Source organism: Clostridium algidicarnis, assembly GCF_000703125.1.
Taxonomy (GTDB): Bacteria; Bacillota; Clostridia; order Clostridiales; family Clostridiaceae; genus Clostridium_L; species Clostridium_L algidicarnis.
In genome coordinates this window covers 1,296,286-1,316,753 of record NZ_JNLN01000001.1, presented here as the reverse complement: position 1 = coordinate 1,316,753, position 20,468 = coordinate 1,296,286, and the positions used below count along the sequence as shown (strand labels likewise).

15 protein-coding genes are annotated in these 20,468 nt (G+C 29.4%); 6 read left to right on the top strand and 9 right to left on the bottom strand.

From position 1 onward, the window contains the following. Positions 1–22 precede the first annotated feature (22 nt). Complete coding sequence (locus BV55_RS0106535; RefSeq protein ID WP_029452017.1) at positions 23–2,098, bottom strand: leucine-rich repeat domain-containing protein; 2,076 nt, start codon at positions 2,096–2,098, stop codon at positions 23–25. Positions 2,099–2,361: 263 nt separating this feature from the next. Between BV55_RS0106535 and BV55_RS0106530 the strand changes: the two genes are divergently transcribed. Then, positions 2,362–2,805: an OsmC family protein gene (locus BV55_RS0106530; RefSeq protein WP_029452016.1), complete on the top strand. Its 444-nt coding sequence runs from the start codon at positions 2,362–2,364 to the stop codon at positions 2,803–2,805. A gap of 65 nt (positions 2,806–2,870) precedes the next feature. Here the strand turns inward: BV55_RS0106530 and BV55_RS0106525 are convergent, their stop codons facing one another. The 3 genes from BV55_RS0106525 to BV55_RS0106515 form a co-directional block, all read right to left on the bottom strand. Further along, on the bottom strand, positions 2,871–6,224 hold the full coding sequence (locus BV55_RS0106525) for an FtsX-like permease family protein (protein ID WP_029452015.1): 3,354 nt from the start codon (positions 6,222–6,224) through the stop codon (positions 2,871–2,873). Between the two features lie 2 nt (positions 6,225–6,226). Continuing rightward, on the bottom strand, positions 6,227–6,931 hold the full coding sequence (locus BV55_RS0106520; protein WP_029452014.1) for an ABC transporter ATP-binding protein: 705 nt from the start codon (positions 6,929–6,931) through the stop codon (positions 6,227–6,229). A gap of 320 nt (positions 6,932–7,251) precedes the next feature. Beyond that, positions 7,252–7,857: a TetR/AcrR family transcriptional regulator gene (locus BV55_RS0106515; RefSeq protein WP_029452013.1), complete on the bottom strand. Its 606-nt coding sequence runs from the start codon at positions 7,855–7,857 to the stop codon at positions 7,252–7,254. A 240-nt stretch (positions 7,858–8,097) separates the two neighbouring features. Here BV55_RS0106515 and istA point away from each other — a divergent pair, with 240 nt between their 5' ends. The 5 genes from istA to BV55_RS0106490 all read left to right on the top strand — a co-directional run bounded on the left by istA (position 8,098) and on the right by BV55_RS0106490 (position 16,650). Continuing rightward, the gene (gene istA / locus BV55_RS0106510; protein ID WP_051652422.1) at positions 8,098–9,003 is read left to right on the top strand and encodes an IS21 family transposase; all 906 of its coding nucleotides are present in this window, start codon (positions 8,098–8,100) and stop codon (positions 9,001–9,003) included. Positions 9,004–9,352: 349 nt separating this feature from the next. Further along, complete coding sequence (locus tag BV55_RS0106505) at positions 9,353–11,146, top strand: oleate hydratase (RefSeq protein WP_029452010.1); 1,794 nt, start codon at positions 9,353–9,355, stop codon at positions 11,144–11,146. 196 nt (positions 11,147–11,342) lie between these two features. Then, entirely contained in the window at positions 11,343–13,448 is a 2,106-nt protein-coding gene (locus BV55_RS0106500) for a P-loop NTPase family protein (protein WP_029452009.1), read from the top strand. 2 nt (positions 13,449–13,450) lie between these two features. Further along, positions 13,451–14,695, top strand: coding sequence for a hypothetical protein (locus tag BV55_RS0106495; protein WP_029452008.1), 1,245 nt, complete (start codon positions 13,451–13,453; stop codon positions 14,693–14,695). Positions 14,696–14,706: 11 nt separating this feature from the next. Next, positions 14,707–16,650 (top strand): vWA domain-containing protein, encoded by a 1,944-nt coding sequence (locus tag BV55_RS0106490; protein WP_029452007.1) that lies wholly within the window; start codon positions 14,707–14,709, stop codon positions 16,648–16,650. A gap of 42 nt (positions 16,651–16,692) precedes the next feature. On the opposite strand, the gene BV55_RS0106485 is transcribed toward BV55_RS0106490, so the two are convergent. The 5 genes from BV55_RS0106485 to BV55_RS0106470 form a co-directional block, all read right to left on the bottom strand. Continuing rightward, positions 16,693–17,076, bottom strand: coding sequence for a hypothetical protein (locus BV55_RS0106485; protein ID WP_029452006.1), 384 nt, complete (start codon positions 17,074–17,076; stop codon positions 16,693–16,695). A 362-nt stretch (positions 17,077–17,438) separates the two neighbouring features. Next, positions 17,439–17,606, bottom strand: coding sequence for a transposase (locus tag BV55_RS15315; protein WP_423752102.1), 168 nt, complete (start codon positions 17,604–17,606; stop codon positions 17,439–17,441). Between the two features lie 154 nt (positions 17,607–17,760). Further along, positions 17,761–18,273, bottom strand: a complete 513-nt coding sequence (locus BV55_RS0106480) for a hypothetical protein (protein ID WP_029452005.1) — start codon at positions 18,271–18,273, stop codon at positions 17,761–17,763. A gap of 152 nt (positions 18,274–18,425) precedes the next feature. Continuing rightward, entirely contained in the window at positions 18,426–18,566 is a 141-nt protein-coding gene (locus BV55_RS15545) for a hypothetical protein (RefSeq protein WP_157469617.1), read from the bottom strand. Positions 18,567–18,668: 102 nt separating this feature from the next. Next, positions 18,669–20,408 (bottom strand): ABC transporter ATP-binding protein, encoded by a 1,740-nt coding sequence (locus BV55_RS0106470; protein WP_029452004.1) that lies wholly within the window; start codon positions 20,406–20,408, stop codon positions 18,669–18,671. Between the last annotated feature and the right edge of the window lie 60 nt (positions 20,409–20,468).

The window sequence follows — 20,468 nt, the reverse complement described above, 5'->3', positions numbered from 1 at the left end:
TTTCCTTAATCATTTAGAATTACTATAGGTTTACTTTCTTCCAATCTTTTATGGCATTTTCAAGTTCAGTTAGTTTATTTGCTAGATTAAAATCTTTATCAAACTCTTTGTCTAATTCCTTTACTACTCGTAATTTATATCTTGCAAAACTGAGCATACCTTCCGCTTTTTGCAAATTACCTTTATTTAATCCATCTTTTAATACAAATGCTTCATCTACAGCTTTTATTGTTTCTAATTTCTTTTTTTCTGCTATATTCATTTCTTTTTCTTTTATTCTAGAATTAAATTCCTCTAATCTTCTTGACTCTACATTATTATCATCAAATTTAGAATCTATTCTTTTTGCAATTTCTACAGCCTCCTGTGCAAGTTTTAATAAATTCCTTGCTTCATCTAAGTTATCTTCATTTATGTCCTTTACATTAACTGCTTTATTTACAGCCTCTCTTGCCTGATTCGCTGACTCTTCACTTCTATCCTTTTTGTTATTTGACGCTTCTTGAGTAATATTTAATTTAATAGTTAAGCTATACTTTTCATATCCTAGAATAATTTTAGTATTTATATTTCTTTGTTTTTCTTCTAGATTTCCCTTAACTGTTACTTCTATGTTTTTTGTGTCCTCGTTATAGTTTATCCCTATATTCTCATTTTCTTCTCCACTTAGAAATTCTACTGCTGGTGTGATTCCATTGCTTCTTATATACTCATCTAACCCTTTTACTGGATCAGGTATTTCATAAATAAACTTTTTATAATCCTTCTTTATATTAATAGGATCTTTAAGATCTTGTACTAGCATACCAACATAAGTTTCCTCTTCATCTACATATTCACCATCTTTATAAATTCTATTAATCATATCTGAAAGTGGCGTCATGTCTACTAGGTGGTTGGCTCCAACACCAATTACTTGTACATTAGTTAATCTTTTTGCAAAACTTATATCTTCAATTAAATTACTTTCAAGGTTCAACATTTTTAAAGTTGTAATATTTCCAAGTGGTTCAACATTAACCTTTCTTTTACCACGATTGCACCAATGTAAATCTAACCATTCTAAATTTTTAAGATTAGATATAGCTGTCATATCATCTATCTGATCGTTATTATATATATTTAGGTGTATTAAATTCGTTAAACTAGATAATGGAGTTAAATCCCCTAGCATATTCCTGTCTAGTTCTATATATGTAAGGTTTTTCAAATTTGTTAATGGCTTTAAATCTTTTATTCCATTTTCACTTAGATCTAATCTCTCAAGATTTATAGCATATTGTAATCCCTCTATGCTTCTAATTCCTCTATCGTGTGACATGTATTCTATCCATTCTTCTCTTGGCAGATAACTTATTGCTTTATCACCGTTAATTTCTGTAATTGACTTCATATCTTCTTTAGTAATTTCTTGATCAACTTTTCTATCTTTTCCTAAAGTGTAGTTTATAACTTGCTTTAACTTTTTATCTGGTATACTTACTATTTTATCTTCTTTTTCTGGCTTAACCTCAGGCTTAGTCTCTGGATTAACCTCTTGTTCAGATTCTAGTTTAACTTCTGACTCGGTGTCTATTTTAGGATCTAGCTTAACTTCTGGCTCAATCTCGCTTTTAGTATCTGGGTTAACTTCTGACTTAGATTCTGGTTTACTTTCTATTTTAGTCTCCGACTTAACCTCTAATTTAGTTTCTGAGTTATCGTTTAACTTAAAATTTTCCTTTTTACTTATATATGTATTTAAATCCGTAGGTAAGATTTCTGGTAGGGCATTGTTCTTAACAATTCCATTCACTTTATCATTACCTTTTATATATTTTTTATATGTTTTTTTGTCATTAGAATAATTTTTATTTATTAAAGATGAGCCATATGTATCTCCTAGGCTAGGTACCACCGCTATATTATTAATAGTATCCAAATTAGAAGCATTTAAGTTTGAATCAGTTTCCTCCTTTTTATCCTCATCCTTCTTTTTTTCCACTTGTTCTTTATTATCTTTTTCAATAACCTCAGCCTTTTTATTTTTAGTTCCACATCCAGCCATTAGTGGAACCATAATTAAAATGGACATAACTAATGATAATACTCTCTTCATGTCTTTTCCCCCCCCGTAGAATTATTATTACTAACCCATTATATGAATTTTATAATCTACATATCAAGTTGTATCAGTATTTAAAATCTACCTTGACTTAATCATTTAAAATCCCTCTAGCAAAATGTTAAAATTTTATTTAATTATACTATTATTTAGTTATTTAGAAGTTGACTAATTCTTTAACAAGCTTATACTGTAGTTGTATACATTTACAAAAGCAAATAATTTATTACAAATAATATTATACAGGGGGTATAAAAATGGCAGTAGAAGTTTTTAAAAGTACAACTAAATTAACAGATGGACTTAAAATTGAATGTTCAGCTAGAAACCACAAAATAATAATGGACGAGCCTCAATCCTTAGGTGGATCAGATGCTGGTATGAATCCTGTAGAAGCATTATTGTGTTCTCTTGGAGCCTGCCAATGCATAGTTGCTAAATGTTTTGCTAAACTAAAAAAAATAGATCTTCAAGAATTTTGGATAGAACTTGAAGGCGACTTAGATCCTGATGGATTCCAAGGAAAGAATAAAGATGTGAAAATTGGGTTTCAAGCAATAAAAAGTAACATATACATAAAATCAACTTCTTCAAGAGAAGACATCGAAAAGTTTGTTCAGTTTATTGAAGAGACATGTCCTGTATGTGATAGCTTGAAAAATGCACCTAGAATTTCTTCAGAAATAATAATAGAAAAATAGCAAGAAAACACTACTATGTAAAAGGATAAAAAAGGAAGCACCCCTGAGGTGCTTCCTTTTTTTTGTTATTCTGCGCTTTTTAGTGATTCTATCATGTCTATCTTGTCGAACTTTTTATACATTGCAAGGTTTACGATTATGGAAAATATCATTGTAAGCCCTACTGAATATAGGAAATAAATTGGTGGAACTTTTCTTATGAACATTAGTATATTGGTTTCTGCACTTATTATTACAAAGTTATTTAAAAGTACCCCAAGGCCTATACCTGTTAAACTTCCTATAGCTGTTAATATAACATTTTCCCTGTATATATAGGAAGCAAGTTCTTTATTATAAAATCCTAGAAGCTTTATGGTTGCAAGTTCTCGTCTTCTTTCATTAATATTTATATTTGTTAGGTTATATATTACAACAAAGGCTAGTACTCCTGCTGATACTATAAGAACTAAGACCACGGCATTTATACTCTTTACGCTTTCATCATAATTAAGTTGAATATTATTTTTAAAGCTTATAGAATTCACTCCATTGATTTTTGTTAGAAGTTTTGAGGTATCATCCTCTACATGAATTTCAGTGTTTTGTAATAATCCATAAAAGCCATTAAATTTCAAACTTCCTCCTGTTACCTTTTCATAATATTTAGGGCTCATGTAAATATAATGCATAACATAATGCTCAGTTATCCCCGATATTTTAGCTTCTATAGTTGTATCATCAATGACTATTTTAAAGCTATCTCCTACATTTTTCCCCATAATTTTTGAAAGTTTTTCAGTTATAATTACGCCCTCATCATCAAGATTTAAATCTTTTTCCTTCATTGTAAGATTTATATAACTATTGATGTCTTCAGCATTTTCAGGAACTACTATATAAACATCTTCACTTTCAGGATTTTTTTCCTTCACTGTTCCATTTTTTGAAAAACTAAAAAGTACAGATTTTATATTAGAATCTTCTATGATCTTATCTTTCATTTCGTCTTTTTCATCTTCATTTATATTACTTGTAAGATTGGATTGCACATCATATTTATAAATCTTATTAAATTGATTTTCTGTAGATCCTACTATACCTTCTCTAATACCAAATCCAGTTATCATAAGGCCAGTACAAGCAGCTACACCTATGACTGTCATGAAAAGTCTTTGTTTATATCTAAATACATTTCTTGCTGTAACCTTTTTAGTGAAACTTAGCCTTTTCCACAAAAAGTTTACTCGTTCAAGCAATATAACCTTCCCTGATTTAGGTGCCTTTGGTCTCATCAAAGATGCTGGTACCTCTTTTAATTCGCCTAAGGTTGCTGCTATTACAGATATTGATATAAATAATATCACTATAATCCCTGACTTTACTGCAAGTCCCACATTAAATGGTGTTAACACATAGGGAATTGTATATAGTGATCCATAAGCTTTGATTATAAGCTTTGGAAATAATGTGAATCCAAAACTTATGCCAACAGCGATACCTACAAGGCTTGCCGCAAGTGAATATATAAGATAATGAGATACTATTGATGTTATTGAATATCCTAGAGCTTTAAATGTACCTATTTCTATTCTTTTTTCCTGAACCATCCTTGTCATGGTGGTTAAACTAACTAAGGCTGCCACCAAGAAAAATATAAGGGGGAATACCCTTCCTATGTTGTCCATTCTATCGCTATCTTGCCTATAGGTCTCATACCCAACATTGGTGGATCTTCCAAGAACATACCACTCTGGATCTTTCATATGATTAAGGTCATATCTATTTTTATCAATCTTTTCTTGGCCTTCTTTAATTTTTTTATTGGCATTTTCCTCTTCTATCCTTAATTTTTCAAGTTTTTCATTAATTGCCTTTTGGCCTTGTTTTAATTTATCTTTTCCTTCATTTAGCTTCTTTAAGCCTTCTTCTCTACCTTTATTTAGCTGAACTTCTGAATCACTTAACTTTTTCTCATTTTCTTCAATATATTTTCTACCAGATTCAATTTCCTTCTCTCCTTTTTGAAGTAAATCCTCTTTAGCATCTACCTCTTTTTTTCCTATAGATATCTTAAGAGCTGCATTATCAAAATTAGCTTTTGTTTCTTCTATATTGAAATAATAACTTATCTTATCTAAATTATTATTATCTTTTAGAGAATTGTACATATTATCAAAGTCTTTACCCTTAATATTATTTTGATAAATATCATTTATAAGGTTATATTCTGCTAAAAATTCTGGATTATTAGGATCAGAATCTAGCTGCGCTTTTGCTAATGCTACCCTACCTAGTATTGCCGATGAAATATTACTTGCAGCCTCACCTTTTCCTGAAATTATTTGATTTTCACTATTATAAAGTTTAGATTTAGCCTCTTTAATTTGAAGCTTTCCCTCTTCAACTTCTTGTGCCTTTAACTTCAGCTGATTCTTACCAGAAGTTAATTCTACATTGGCTGATTTTATTTTATTTTCTCCATCTTCCATTTCTTTATTAAAAATATCTTCACTTTTTTTAAGTTCCTCTTCACCTTCACTTATCTTATCTTTTTCATTTTGTAATTTATCATATCCATCTTTAAACTTATCTTCTGCTTCCTTTTTTGATGCATTTAATTCTTCCTCTGCTTCATTTATCTTGGTATTCCCGGTTTCTAAAATCTCATCATACCTAAGTCCACCTCTTTTAACTCCAAGTGTCTTAAGACTTTCTTCTATGATTTGACTTTCTTCTTTATATTTTTCATTATAAAGAAGGCTATTTTTCGACTGATTATTATCAGTTCTTACATATACTTCGGTGTAAACTTCGCTTTTAAATACGTCTTCTAATATATAAATAAACCCTTTTACAGATCCATTTCCAACAGAGCTAAGTTGCCTTTGAAGTGATATATATAAGGGCGAATCCGCAGTACCTACGATTTCAAATTCATTATTTTTTAAGCTATCACCTATATCATTATTACTGCCAGACTCTACAACAATTTTACTTCCTATCTCTAGATTATTTGCTTTTAAAAATTTATCCTCAACTATAGCTTCATTGTTATTTTCAGGCCTTCTTCCACTAACTACATTTACATCATTTATGCCACCTGAATCTTGCAATGAATTTATATTTATAACTAAAGACCTATTGTCCTTTTCAATTACACCATCTAATGAATAAGCGCCTACAGCCTTTGTCACACCACTTTGTTTTTCCACTTCATCTACATCATCTTTAGTAAGTCCCAGTGTAGAAATCAATTTAAAATCCATAAGATTATTTTCATTAAAATAACGATCTGCTGATAGTTTCATATCTGGACTTGTAGCTCTAACCCCTGCGTAAAATGATACTCCAACTGCAATAATTATAACTATTGACAAAAATCTTGAACGAGTCTTTCTTATATCCCTGCCTAAATTTTTTAAAAATGTTTTCTTCATAATTACCACTCTATACTTTCTATTGATACAGGATTTGCATTTATCTTTACATCTTGTACCTTGCCACTTTTTACAGTTATAACCTTATCTGCAATTGGCGCTATAGCTGAGTTATGGGTGATTATAATAACAGTCATGTTATATTTTTTTGATGTGTCATATAAGATTCTAAGTATTGATTTTCCTGTATTATAATCTAAAGCTCCTGTAGGCTCATCACAAAGAAGAAGCTTTGGATTTTTTGCAAGCGCCCTTGCTATAGATACTCTTTGCTGTTCCCCACCTGAAAGCTGTGACGGAAAGTTATATACCCTATCTTCAAGTCCTACACTTTTAAGTACTTCTATTGGATCCATTGGTTTTTTGCATATTTCAACCGCCAATTCTACATTTTCCAGTGCATTTAAGTTTTGAATTAAATTATAAAATTGAAATACAAACCCTATATCTTCACGTCTATATTTGGTAAGGTTTTTTTTGTCATATTTGCTTATCTCATTTCCATCTACAAATATACTTCCATCCGTTACCATGTCCATGCCTCCAAGAAGATTAAGTATAGTAGACTTACCAGCACCACTAGCTCCAAGAACAATAACAACTTCACCCTTATCTATGGAAAATGAAACATCATCTACTGCTTTAATAATCACTTCGCCCATGGTATAACTCTTCTTTACATTTTTTAATTCTATAAAATCTCTCATTTTATATCTTTCTCCCCTCTATATAATGTTATTTTTAAATTCATGAACTGCGGTTCTCTTTTATCCGATGGCTACCATCCGTAACACCCCTATCCTCTTCAAGGTGGGGAATGACGGCTGCTACGCCCCTGGATAAGTTCTTCTAAGACTCAGATGGAGAGATGTATTCCTTATAAGTAAACTCCACATGAGTCTAATAATCACTTGATATCCAAGTTATTAATTCATATTTCCCTATCCCTATCCCTATCTTATCTAGCTTAAACTTATATGTTTTCTATTTGATTTTCAAATTATGTACTTAATTTATATGCTGATACTTAATTTATATCTTCACTTTCCAATTTATCTAAAATATCATCATAAAAGATTTCTATTATACTAAGTATTAGTTTACGAACTTCTGCTCCCTCTTGTCTTTCTTCCAATATTATAGAAATACTCTCAACTAAACTATTTGAAATTATATAAATAAGAAAGTTGTCCTTAAGCCTCTTTCCTTTAGTAGATAACTGATAAGACACATTTTCTGTAACTATTCTAGTTATAAAATCTACAAAGGTTCCCTTACAATGTTCATACTTAGAACCTTGACTTTTATTAAGAAGGATAGAAAGTTCTATACTATTATAATTAAATATTTCCATAATCTTTTCCATAAGCTGATAAAAGACATCTTCCGCCTTATCATTAAGTTCAACTTTTTGAAATTGATTTATGTAATCCATAACTCTATCATAAACTGGCTCTATGAGGTTTTCATATAAAGCTTCTTTACTATCAAAATACTTATATATATTACCAACAGATGTATTAGAGTTTTTAGCTATACGCCTTACAGAAGCACCCTTGTAGCCCTTTTTGTTAAATTCCTTCAAGGCTTCTTCCTTTATACTGTTTCTAACATGATCCTTTAAATATTGCATAAAAAAACCTCCGTTCTCTTTTAGAGTATATTACATCTAATTTCCACTGTCAATATTGCCTTTTCTCTCTCCATGGGTTAATATATTATAAGATTAATATTTACAAACATATTTGGTAGGTAAGTTTAAAATTTGTAAATATTAAAGTAAAAGTATAGAAAAATTATAGCTTAATGACACATGAATTTATTCATTTTTTCTATATAATATTTCTAAAGATATGATGTCAGGAGGGATATTATGCGTAATGATGTATTGAACTATTTAGAATTAATTAAAGATGAGCTAGAATTATTAAACAAAAGTGAACTTGCTAGACGACTAAATTGTGATCCACGAACAATAGAAAGATATATTAAGGATCCGAACACTGAATCAAGAAAGCCAAGAGAAATCAAAAGTAAAATTGATGATTTTAAAGAAAAGATTATTGACAAAGTGGATACTTTAGGTTCAAATTCAATGTCAATATTTAAATATATACAACAAAAGGGGTATGATGGTGGTTATCACACTGTAAATAATTTCATTAAAAACTATAAAAGTGAGCAATTGCAAAGGGCAACCATGAGATTTGATAAGGGTCTAGGGTTACAAGCAAAGGTGGATTGTAAGGAAACTTTAACTATGATTAATAGTGAAGGTGAAATATTTAATATTAATGTTTTCTTAATACTTTTGGGTTATTCAAGATTAAGATATATAAAGTTAACCACAGATAAAACTCAAAAAACCTTACTCCAATGCCTTATAGAAAGCTTTAAATATTTTGAGGGTGTTCCTAAAGAAATCATAATTGATAACATTCCAGCTGTTGTTAATAGACGTAAAACAACCTTTGAAAATGTAGCTATCCATGAGAATTTTGAACGTTTTTCAAAAAATGCTGGTTTTGAAGTTATTGCATTTAACCCATATATGCCTGATATAAAAGAGAAGCCAGAAACTTTTGACAAGCTAATTAACAAACTAAATCCATATAATAAAAAATTTGATACCTTTGATGATCTTAATACTATTGTTACAAAATTCAATGATGAAATAAATAATGAAATTTCACAGGTAACACATGAAATACCAGTAGTTAGATATTTAAAAGAAAAGAGTTATTTAAATCCGCTACCGCCAATGAATATACTTTTGTAACTTTCTTCCTACCAAAAAAAATATAATATATCTCAGATCTTATTATAAATTAAACAGCTTATAATCCCTCATTACTAAGGATTATAGGCTGTTTTTATCATTTCTATTACAAAACTTACTATCAATAAATAGCAGTGTTTTTGAAAATAAATTAAAATATAAATTAGATTTACTTGATTATTCAAAACCAATCAATTCCAATTATTATGCATTTTGAGATTCTAAAAAATATGCATTTTGATATTTACATTTCAGTGGTTTAAGTATATACTATTAAATATCCCTAGAAGTAATCTAAATATAACAATAGAATTTAAAACTATTTAAAATTAGGAAAGAAGGAGATTAAATGAAATTAAAAACTTATGATGATAGGCTTACACTTACAAACGGGACTTACCATTCTTTAGTTAATGCAAGAAAACCTAAAGGAATCGAAGACAAAAAGGCTTACTTAGTTGGTACAGGAATTGGTGCTTTAGCTGCTGGTTGCTTTTTGATTCGCGATGCTCACATGGATGGAAGTAAAATTACTTTCTTAGAACAATTAGATATTCCAGGTGGGTCACTAGATGGTGAAATTCGTCAAAACATGGGTTATGTAGCACGTGGTGGGCGTGAAATGGGACATCATTTCGAGGTTTTATGGAGCTTATTTAGTTCATTACCATCTACAGAAGATCCTAGCATGAGTGTTTTAGATCACTTTTATTATACAAACTACGATGATCCAAACTCTAGCAATTGCCGTATTACTGAAAAGCAAGGTGTTCGCTATGATGACGGGAAATTTAATTTAGGTCAAGACCTAGCAAAAGAATTAGCTGCGTTTGTAACAATGTCAGATCACGAACTTGAAAATAAAGGTATAGAAGAAATTTTTTCTGAAGATCTTTTAAACAGTGATTTTTGGACATATTGGAGAACAATGTTTGCTTTTGAAAACTGGCATAGTGCTTTAGAGATGAAATTATATATGAATCGTTTCATTCATCACGTTGGAGGCTTACCTGATCTTTCAGCTTTACAATTTTCAAGACATGATCAATACACTTCTTTCGTAAAACCTATGATTAAATATTTGGAAGACCATAATGCTAAATTCCAATATGGAGTTACTGTAAATAACGTTGAATTCGCAATTTCAGATGATAAAAAAGTTGCAAAAAGAATAGATGCAACAGATAAAAACGGGAAAAATCTTTCTATTGACTTAACAGAAAAAGACTTAGTATTTATAACTAATGGTTCCATGACTGAAGGTTCTGGATATGGAAGCGACAATTCTCCTGCTCCATTTAACAAAGAAGCAAAGGGATGTTGGGAGCTATGGAGAAATATAGCAGCTCAATCTTCTGAATTTGGAAATCCAGATAAATTCTGTACAGACCCAGAAAAATCCAGTTGGGAATCTTGTACAATAACTTCTCATGATGAACGTGTTCCTAAATATATTGAAAAAATCACAAAACGTTCTCCATATGGCGGACGCACTGTAACAGGCGGTATAATTACAGCTATTGACTCTTCATGGTTGATGAGCTGGACTGTAAATCGTCAAGAACAATATTATGGACAACCTGAAAAAGACGTTGTTTTCTGGGTATATGGTTTATTTTCTGATGTTCCTGGAAACTACATTAAAAAACCTTTAAGAGATTGTACTGGTAAGGAAATTACAAAAGAATGGTTGTATCATATAGGAGTTCCTACATCCGAAATTGAAGAATTAGCAGAAAGTTGTACTGCAATTCCTGTTATGATGCCATATATAACATCTCAATTTATGCCTCGTGAGGCTGGTGACCGTCCTTTTGTTGTACCAAAGAATGGAGTAAACTTTGCCTTCCTTGGACAATTTGCTGAAACATTAGACAAGCCAGGCCGTGATACTGTATTTACTATAGAATATTCAGGACGTACAGCAATGGAAGCCGTATATGTATTAACTGGAGTTGAAAAAGGTGTTCCTGAAGTATATGGTTCTAGATATGATATCAGATATTTATTAAATGCAGGTGTAAGTTTACTAGATGGTGAGAAGCCAAAACTTGATTTACCACCACTAACTAGACGTAAAATTGCAAAACAAATAGCAGGAACAGAAATTGAAGACTTATTAAAAGAATATGGAGTTCTATAATAAGATTTCCAATTATATAATTTGATTAAAGTCCCGATTTTTTAAAATCCCGAATTTCAAAAAAATCGGGGTTTTAAAATTTTAGGCATTTATATATTATATTAACATCTAATATATTGTAATTATGATATATAGATTTTATAAAGCTAGTATATTGTAATTATGATATATAGATTACATAAAGGAGGAAACTTCTGTGAAAGAGCAAAAAGATTTTAAGAAAGTTTATATACCAACTATAGAAGAAATACAGAGTTTATATGAAGATGATTTACGAAAGGAAGCCCTTGAATCATCCGAACATGAAAATATTGAACAAGTAAAAAAGCAAGGATCCTTTTTTAAAACCTTTCGAAAACTTGAAAAAGATGATTATAAAATTACTTCTGATTCTAAAAAGGATAATGTTTATTACAAAAAATATAAAGCTTACGTAGAAGAGGAAACTTCAAATAAGGGAAAGCAGATCGAGGAAATTGAAAACTTAATCAAATATGAAAGATTTTTTCTCCGTTTTGAAAGACGGGTAAGTATAGAAAATAATAGTTCTAATCAATATGGAAGTAATTCAGCTACAAGATATCACGTTGATTTCATAGAAAAATTAGAAGGTCAGCTTGAAAAGCTTATAAAAGGTTCTCCAGAAGCATGGGAGTTTTATTATAAACGCCAATTAATAAGTGATATAGAAAGCCAACACCAACAACGATTGGTAACTGTTCCTTATGTGGTTAATGCAAAACAAAAAGTAATAGATTCATTAAACTTAGGTGTTCCTGTATACATTGTAGGACATTTGGGCAGTGGAAAAACACAACTTGCAACTGAAGCTGCTTTAAGTTTTAGTATTGAAAATAAAATACAAAGCGATTTAGAACATAAAATGGAAGATTGGTTTTCTTTAAATCAAAATTCTACAGAAAAAGATGCTATTGAAAAATTTGTAGAATTTAATAAGGAAAGAGAGCTTTATTATAAAAACATTTTAATCAATGGAAATAAAGAAGAAATAGAATCTTTACAACCACTTTTCATATCCGGATCACATAATTTAACTTATGAAGATATGTTTGTAGAGAAAACTTTATCCCTTAAACACTCTTTTTCAGAAGGTTCTTATATAGATTATTTAAATATGATTATAGAAGACTTTTATAAATGGATGGATGAACACAAAGAAAGACTAGATGCCATGACAGGTAAAGAACAGTTAAATCTTAAAATTCAAATTTGGAAGAGTTTTTCTGATTTATTGGTAGCAAATAATAGTGCCTTTGGTACTGAAGTTCAGAAAATAGAGAGAGAAATTTTAATTGCAGTAAGAGAAGGTCGCACCGTAATTGTAGACGAATTAAATACAATTGCCATGCAAAATTTAATTGCTTTAAATGATATCTTGCAACGTCATGCTGGGGATACTGCTTACATTACAGGAGTTGGTCCTGTTTTGATTAAACCCGGATTTGGATTTATCGGTACAGGGAACTTATCAACTCAAATGGTTAATTACGAAGGTACAAATGAGTTAAACCCTGCCTTTAAATCACGTTTTGTAACAATTGAATACAATTATGTACCTCAAAAAACAACCGGATCATTAAAGAACCAACAATTCCCAGAAAAAAATGAGCTTTTTAGAATAATTATAGCAAGATTGGCTGACAAAGGTGGTAACATTCGTATACCTAATTCTAAAAGGACATTAGAACAATTATTTAGATTTTGTCAATTATGCAGAGTAACTCAAAATGTATTTATGAATAAGTGGAAAGATAATGAGATTGAGAAGGATTTTGGAATGGATGAACCTGAATTAAGGGAGTCCGTATTATCAATCCGTAACATATTGCATGTTTTAGATAACTGGAATCAAGGAGAAGAAAAGGATTTGAGCAAAGCTTTGTGGGATGGTTTTATTAGTTCAATTACTTATCCTGATGACCAAAACTACATACTCTCACAAGCAGTACGTTTTGGATTCTTTCCTAAAGATGAAGGGTGGAACATTGAAACAAAGGGCATAGGAGAATCAACTACAACCTATGACGAAATTCGTACACGTCCATACCACTATGTTCGTCCATTAATAGAAGCCCTAAGCTATTTAGATGTAGTTCACCTACTATTTGGAGGTGGAACTGAAAGAAGAACTTTACCAAAAGTATTGATAGATGGCCTTGAAGATAATACTTATGCTCCATCTCAAGTTGATGCAAAAACCTTCCAAAACCTAGACCAAAAATTATCTCACTTAGAACATTCAAAAGATATAATTGACTATCTAGAATATAATGGAGGATAATAATGAAAAAAAGTTTATCCATAGATGGAGATTATTTTAAGAATCAAATTAAAGACCTAAGGAAAAAACTAAATGAGTGTATGGTAACTGGGATTTTAGATGATGATTTTGAAGATAATTTAACTAAACTTTCACAAATGGAAGAAACTTTATTAACTGAATTAATTCCCTATTACCGAACTTCTTTAGATAATACAAAAAAGACTTCAATGAAAATAAATTCTATAAAAAAGCTAGGAGCTTCTAGCTTTAATGGATTTTTAAAAAGTACACTTAGAATTAATGAAAAACTTTTTATTACAAGTAGTATAGATGGCAACGTCCAATTTTTTTATATAGATATTGTAGATACCTTTTATGATGGTACCCAAATTCAACAAGAGTGGACTCTTCCTATTAAAGAAATAAAAGAAGCAGTTTCCTATCTATACAAGTTAAGTCCTAAAGAAATTTTGCTTTTTGGAGTAAGAGGTGGTCTCTACATTATTTCAAGTGATAATTTTGATCAAATACCTAATGTAAACGGAGAAATTAAGGTAAAAAGCCTTGAAGTAAATGGTTGTATTAATGACTTTGGAAGATGTCTTGCAATTAATGACAGCTTATTCATAGTAGAAAATGGAGAAGAAAGATTGAACTTATTGGAACTCACAAAAGAAAAAGATGAATACTCTTTGATCTTTCATAAAGACATTTATTGTAACATTCCAAATTGGACTGTGCTTGAAAAGCTAAGCGGAAATTATTTTGTAGTTGGAACGAAGACAGGCCAATTATATTTTATTAAATATGAGAATAACAAACTCACCATAACAGAAAGCTTTAATTTTCTAAATGAGGAAATAAGAAAAATTAAACGCTTAGAAACTGGAGATGGTGATAATAATTCCCTTATGGTTATGGGGAATAATGGTCAAATCGGTATACTATCTTTATCCGAAGATACCGAACCCAAACTTATAAAAACACAGTTAAATGATTTAAAAGGTAATTTATTTGATATTCAATCAAAAAAAGGCACAGCAGTAATTTTAAGTGAAGATGGAATCATCTACTTATTTGAAGAAGACTTTGGAAGTTGGCATCTTAATTTAGACACCACCATGGAAAATGTCTTCTTTACAAATGTTTTAGCATTAGATACTTCAAGATATTTGCTTATGGATGTAGATGGAAACTTAAATTTATTAGACATAGATAGAATTGATACCAAAGAAGACTTGTTTAATCTTCCACTGTATGGATAGGAGGAATTAATATGTTTGAAATAGATGAAAAAACTCTAATTGAAGAAGCTAAAAAACATTATGAAGAATTTTTACAAAAAGAACAACGCTCATTAGCTACATTTACAGGTGATTCTAGTTTGATTTATATTCCGGATCCGAAATTAGAAAGGTTTGTATTTAACCCCTCTAATGGAGTTTTATACTTACCACTAGAAAGCTTTTTAGATGAAAAGTTAAACGACAATGAAATCATGTGGCATATTTACTATGAGCTAGCCCTATACCCTGACTGGAAAAAGCAAACTAAAAATTATCTAAGTAGAAAATATGATTGGCAAAAAGAAATTGATGGCATGACAAGCTATATTCTAGCTAGGATAAAAAAAGAAGGACTAGAAAAAGACCTTGCATATCAGCCTAAAATCATTTCAAATTATGTAAGAAAAGAACTTCTTGATTTATTACATCTACTAGACAAACAAACAGCATTTTTGCGAGTTTTGCAGATGTGTCCTATCTATAGGGATGAACAAAACTTTCTTAATATTGTCTCCTATATGAAGCAAATTGGTAAAACAGTTGAGTCCATTTCTAAGATGCCAAGGCACAGAGCATTTGCAAACAGCTTTTTAATTATTGAATTATATAAAACCATACCAACCATAGAAAAGTGTTCTGAAAATCCCTTTAATCAAACAATTTTAAATCAGCCGCTTTTCGATTTTATTCACTATCATTTGGTTAGGCAAATAAACGATAATCAGGGCATTGTAGAAAGAGATCCCTTCATTCGTTCTTTTATCTTTCCGCTCTTTGAACAATTATGGAAAGAAGAAATTGATGAAATGACATTTTATAAATCAAAAGAAGAAAAAGGTGAACAAGTCAAAGGAAGTGAAAATCCTTTTGAAATGTCTAAAGAAGATGAGATTCCAAGTTCACTAGAATCTACAAAGGAAGAAGAAGAAAATATTCTAGAAGAAATGCTAGATAAACAAGATCAAATAAGTGAAGCTGCGCAAAATACTATACAAGGCAAGTCAGATTTAAAACCTTACGGTATTACCAAAACCGATGAACAATTATTTCAATTTTACTCAAATAAAATGAAGTCAGAAAGAGAAGAAATGCGTAAACTTTGGCAAAGGTTAATTGGTGATACAAAAAAAGAGGTAAGTGTAAAAAAGAATAATCAAATAAAAGGCAAACTAGATGTAGACAGCTTCATTAGCTCTTATACAGACTTTGTAGAAGGTGAGAAAAAAGGAAATTATAAAAACCTTCGGATTTTTAATAGATACTTATTAGAAACTAAGGCAGGCGCCTTACCTCACAGAATAGAAATTTCTTTTGTAATAGACAATTCCGGATCAATGGATGAGTCAAAAATCCAGGCAGCAAGGAAGGCTTTAGCTGTTACATTGCTATCAATAGATGATTTTAATGGATATTTGAAAAGTAATGCAACACAATTAAATCAAAAAATAGAAGTTTTAAGTGAAACATGGTTCTTTGGCAGTAAATATTATAATGTGAAAAAATTTAACGATAAAGATGTCAGTGAAAAAGAAAAAAGCGATATAATCCGATCAATTGTCAAGCTGGATGCAACAGATGGAGCAACCGATGATGCAAGATGCCTTAAGGAAATATCTAATAATATTACATCCATACAGGAAAACGAACTCAAAAAGGGAAACCAAATAAAGATAGTTTTTGAAGTTACAGATGGTGCCTCAAGTTTTCCAGGCTCAACTAAAGAGGCTGTACAAGAATTATTATCTAAAAATGTGGAAGTCTACGCATTTCAAATAGGAAAAAACAACACAGCAAATGAAAAGACTTTTAATTTTGTATGGAATGAAGAGTATAAACAACCACACGGCGTTATGATTGGCGAACAAGTAGAAAACCTACCTAAAGAACTTCTAAAAGCAGTAGGAAAAAATATGCAATCCATTTTCAATAATTAGCAATATCTTACAGCACCTCAGAGGTGCTTCCTTTATTTGTCATCACCTCTGAGGTGCTGCCACTAAATCCCAAAATATAATCCCAAAGGCCATAGCCATATGAATTTCTACATTATGTAATATGTTTATTTCACGCTTTATTAAATACATAAGCAAAATATTCATTGCCCACATACTTATAAATATAAAGAAAACCTTAATTAATCTTCCCTTTATTTCTTCCCACTTTAAATCTCTAAGTTTAAAAATAGTACTTCCCACAAGATAAACTAAAAATAGCATCATAAAAACCGCGTACCCTATTACAAACCTAGTAGCCCATATATTGTTTATATCTTTATACACAATATACATTGTAAGTATAATTCCAGGTATAAATATAGAATACATAATATTTATAAACTTTAAAGGCCTATATTTTTTCACCTTTTATTCACCCACTTCAGATTATTTTTTAATTATATTATAACATATTTTACCTCAAGTGATATGGTAAATCCCTATGTACCACACAAAAAATTGTGCAGATTTAGCAACGCTACAAGTGGGTATATTAAAGAGATTACGTTAAATTTAGAAGGTATTCTTTTTACTGACCTAATCACTGAATATGTAAAATAATAGAGGTAAACAAATTTGTTTTATACAAGTTTGTTTACCTCCTTATTCTTAACCTCATATTACATATTTTTTGTTTTAATAATACTCAAACTTACGATCAAAAAAAATATTGCTACTGTGAACGCTGACCAACTGCAATCACTTATTCTCTGTGCTAAATTTTCATTCTACATCATGCTTTTCACATTCAGGTCTTCAAGAATTATAACTTGGTTTTCGTTTATAATTTTTAAAGATTCTTTATGCAAAAAGTCTATTCGCTGATTGGCTATTTTCTCATGGATTTTAGCAAGTTTAACCCTTGCTTTACGATAATTATTACTTCCTTTAAACAAGAATAAAAGGTTGTCATGAAAAATGTAGTAGAAACTTGGTTTACGTTGGCTTCTTCGACGGTTTCAACTATCACAAAATGTTTTATATAATTTCTTGAAAAACTAAAAGGTGACTTTTAGAAAAAATAAATAAGCTATTATTAAATTAACTTTTCTATCTGTATTTATATTGGTCTTCAACCTTTTCTAGGTGGAAATATTGGTAATCATCTTTAATTATAAATTCGTTTATAGTTGAAAGCTCATTATTCCACAAAATTCTTATTTTGAATGTATCTAAATTGAATACCATACTACCATGGTATTTAATTTCATTATTAATCAAAAGTAATTTTATAATCTTTTCTTCTGTGCACTTATCGCTTATAGAAAAATCACTCATTATTCCACCAGGATGATTATGTGCCAATATAAATCCTAATTTCTTTTCTTTACTATATCGTATGTAATATTTGTAAAATCTAGGATCTACCCTTATTATGAAATCATTAGATTCAATAATTGCTTTTGGTGGTGGCGTAATTATATATTTTATATTAAAATTAGTTTCTTTTTCATAAGTATTAATATCAAATAATACTATAGCAAACTTTTCATATGTTAAATTCTTATTAAAAAATGTTTTTAAAATGTTTAAATGAGTTTTATTCAAATAAACTTTATTCATTCTATATTTATGCCCCTATTAATCTCATAATTAATTAATTTTAAGTTTTGTTAGCTCAAACTTCGAGCATATTATCGCTTTCTTTATTTGTACTATCTTAATTATTATCCACTTTACCTATATTAAATAATTTATAAACTTTATATCATAATTTAATCTGTAGGCTCTCCCTTACCTGAACAAGCAAAGCCACACCATGCTAATATAGCATCAGATAATTCAGCTATTTCATTAACATTTAGCTCTTCCATTTCCCACTCCTGTAATTGTGTTTTTTTAGTAATAGAACTCATTTCACTCACCATCCTTTATTTAAAGTAATATTTATAAAAATTCTGTAGAAATTTTTATCTAATATCTAATGTATAAATTAATTAATTTTAAGTCTTGTTAGTTCAAACTTCAAGCATATTATCGCTTTCTTTTTTTATGCTATCTTGATTATTATCCACTTTACCTATACTAAATAAATTATAAAAATAACCATTTAAATTAATTAACTCTTCAAAAGTTCCTTCTTCAATTATTTGGCCATTTTTCAAAGTAAATATTTTATCATATTTTTTTAATAAGTTTTCTGTTAATCTATGCATAACTACTATGGCAGTAATGTTCTCCATATTTAAAACAGTATTCTCAATTGAATATGCCGTTTCATTATCTAATGACGCCATTGCTTCATCTAAAATTAAGATAGGGGTTTTTCGGATTAATGCTCTAGCGATAGATATTCTTTGCTTTTCGCCTCCTGAAATAAGATTCCCATTTTCACCAACTAAACTTTCAACTCCCTTTGATAAATTTTCAATCAGATCATTAAGACCAGACAGCTTTATTGCTGAATTTATTTCAACTTTAGGATAATCAGTAAATAATGTTATGTTATTTTCAACAGTGTTATCGAACAAAAATACATTTTGATGAATTATAGATATTAAATCATAAATATCAGATCTATTAATTTCACTGAAATTTATATCATCTATTAATATAGATCCTTTGAAATCTTCATATTGTTTTAATAATAATTTTAAGATTGTAGATTTTCCTGAACCACTCATTCCTACAAAAGCATATTTTTTACCTTTTTCCATTTTTAGATTTATATTTTTAAGAACAGGTTTATTCTCTTTATATTCAAATGATACATTCTTTAAAACTATTTCTTCCTTAAATTCCTTTTTATCTTTAAACTTATTTGTAATGACAGGTTCTGTATTTATATTTAAAATTTTATTTGTTATTTCTTTTATCGATTTTATATTGCTGATATACTCAATACACATATATATTGGAGAAACGATATTATTAGTTAACTGTATACATGCAACCATGGTTCCTAATGTTAAATCGCCTTTAATAGTTAAATAAGAACCTATTATAAATATAGAGAGAAACATTAACCCACCAACTATTTCGGTGGTTAGCTCTACACGATTACTTATGTTTTTAAATTTAAGATTATTATCTTCAACAAGGTTATTCATGGCTGAATATTCATCGCATATTTTTTCTTCAATTTTAAAACTTTTAATAACATCAAAACCTGTAAATATATCTTTAATCTTAATAGTAAAAGCAGATAGACTATCCGAATAATCTTTCTTACACTTACTTAGCATTTTTTCATAAAACTTGGGGATTATCATTGTTAATAATGAAAGAATTATTAATATTATTGCTATTTTATAACTTAAAAAAAATAATGAAATTAATGATAAAATGAATAAAGTAAAGCTTTTAATTAACGAAAAAATGTTTTTAAAATAATCAGCTTCTATAAGTTTTAAATCATTTGAAATAATAGACATATAGCTAGCACTATTTTCAGATGTAAATGAAGCTATATCCTTTTTGATTATTGTATTAAAGATATCATCTTTCAAGAAAACTAGAGTCTTTTTCATATATGAGTATTTCATCTTTTTAGCAAGCCAATTAATTATAGACCCTAAAATAATAAACACTAATGAAAAAATAGCTACTTTATAAAACTTATTAAGATCGTCTGAAATTGTTACGTCAATTAAGCTTTTGAATACAAATGCAAGAAATACATTTATCACAGAGGATACGATTACCATATTAATTGATATAAATAAGGATAACTTATATTTTAATAGGTATTTTTTCATAATTAATTCTATCTCCATTTCATTTTACTAATATATTATATAATTCAATGTTCACCTAAC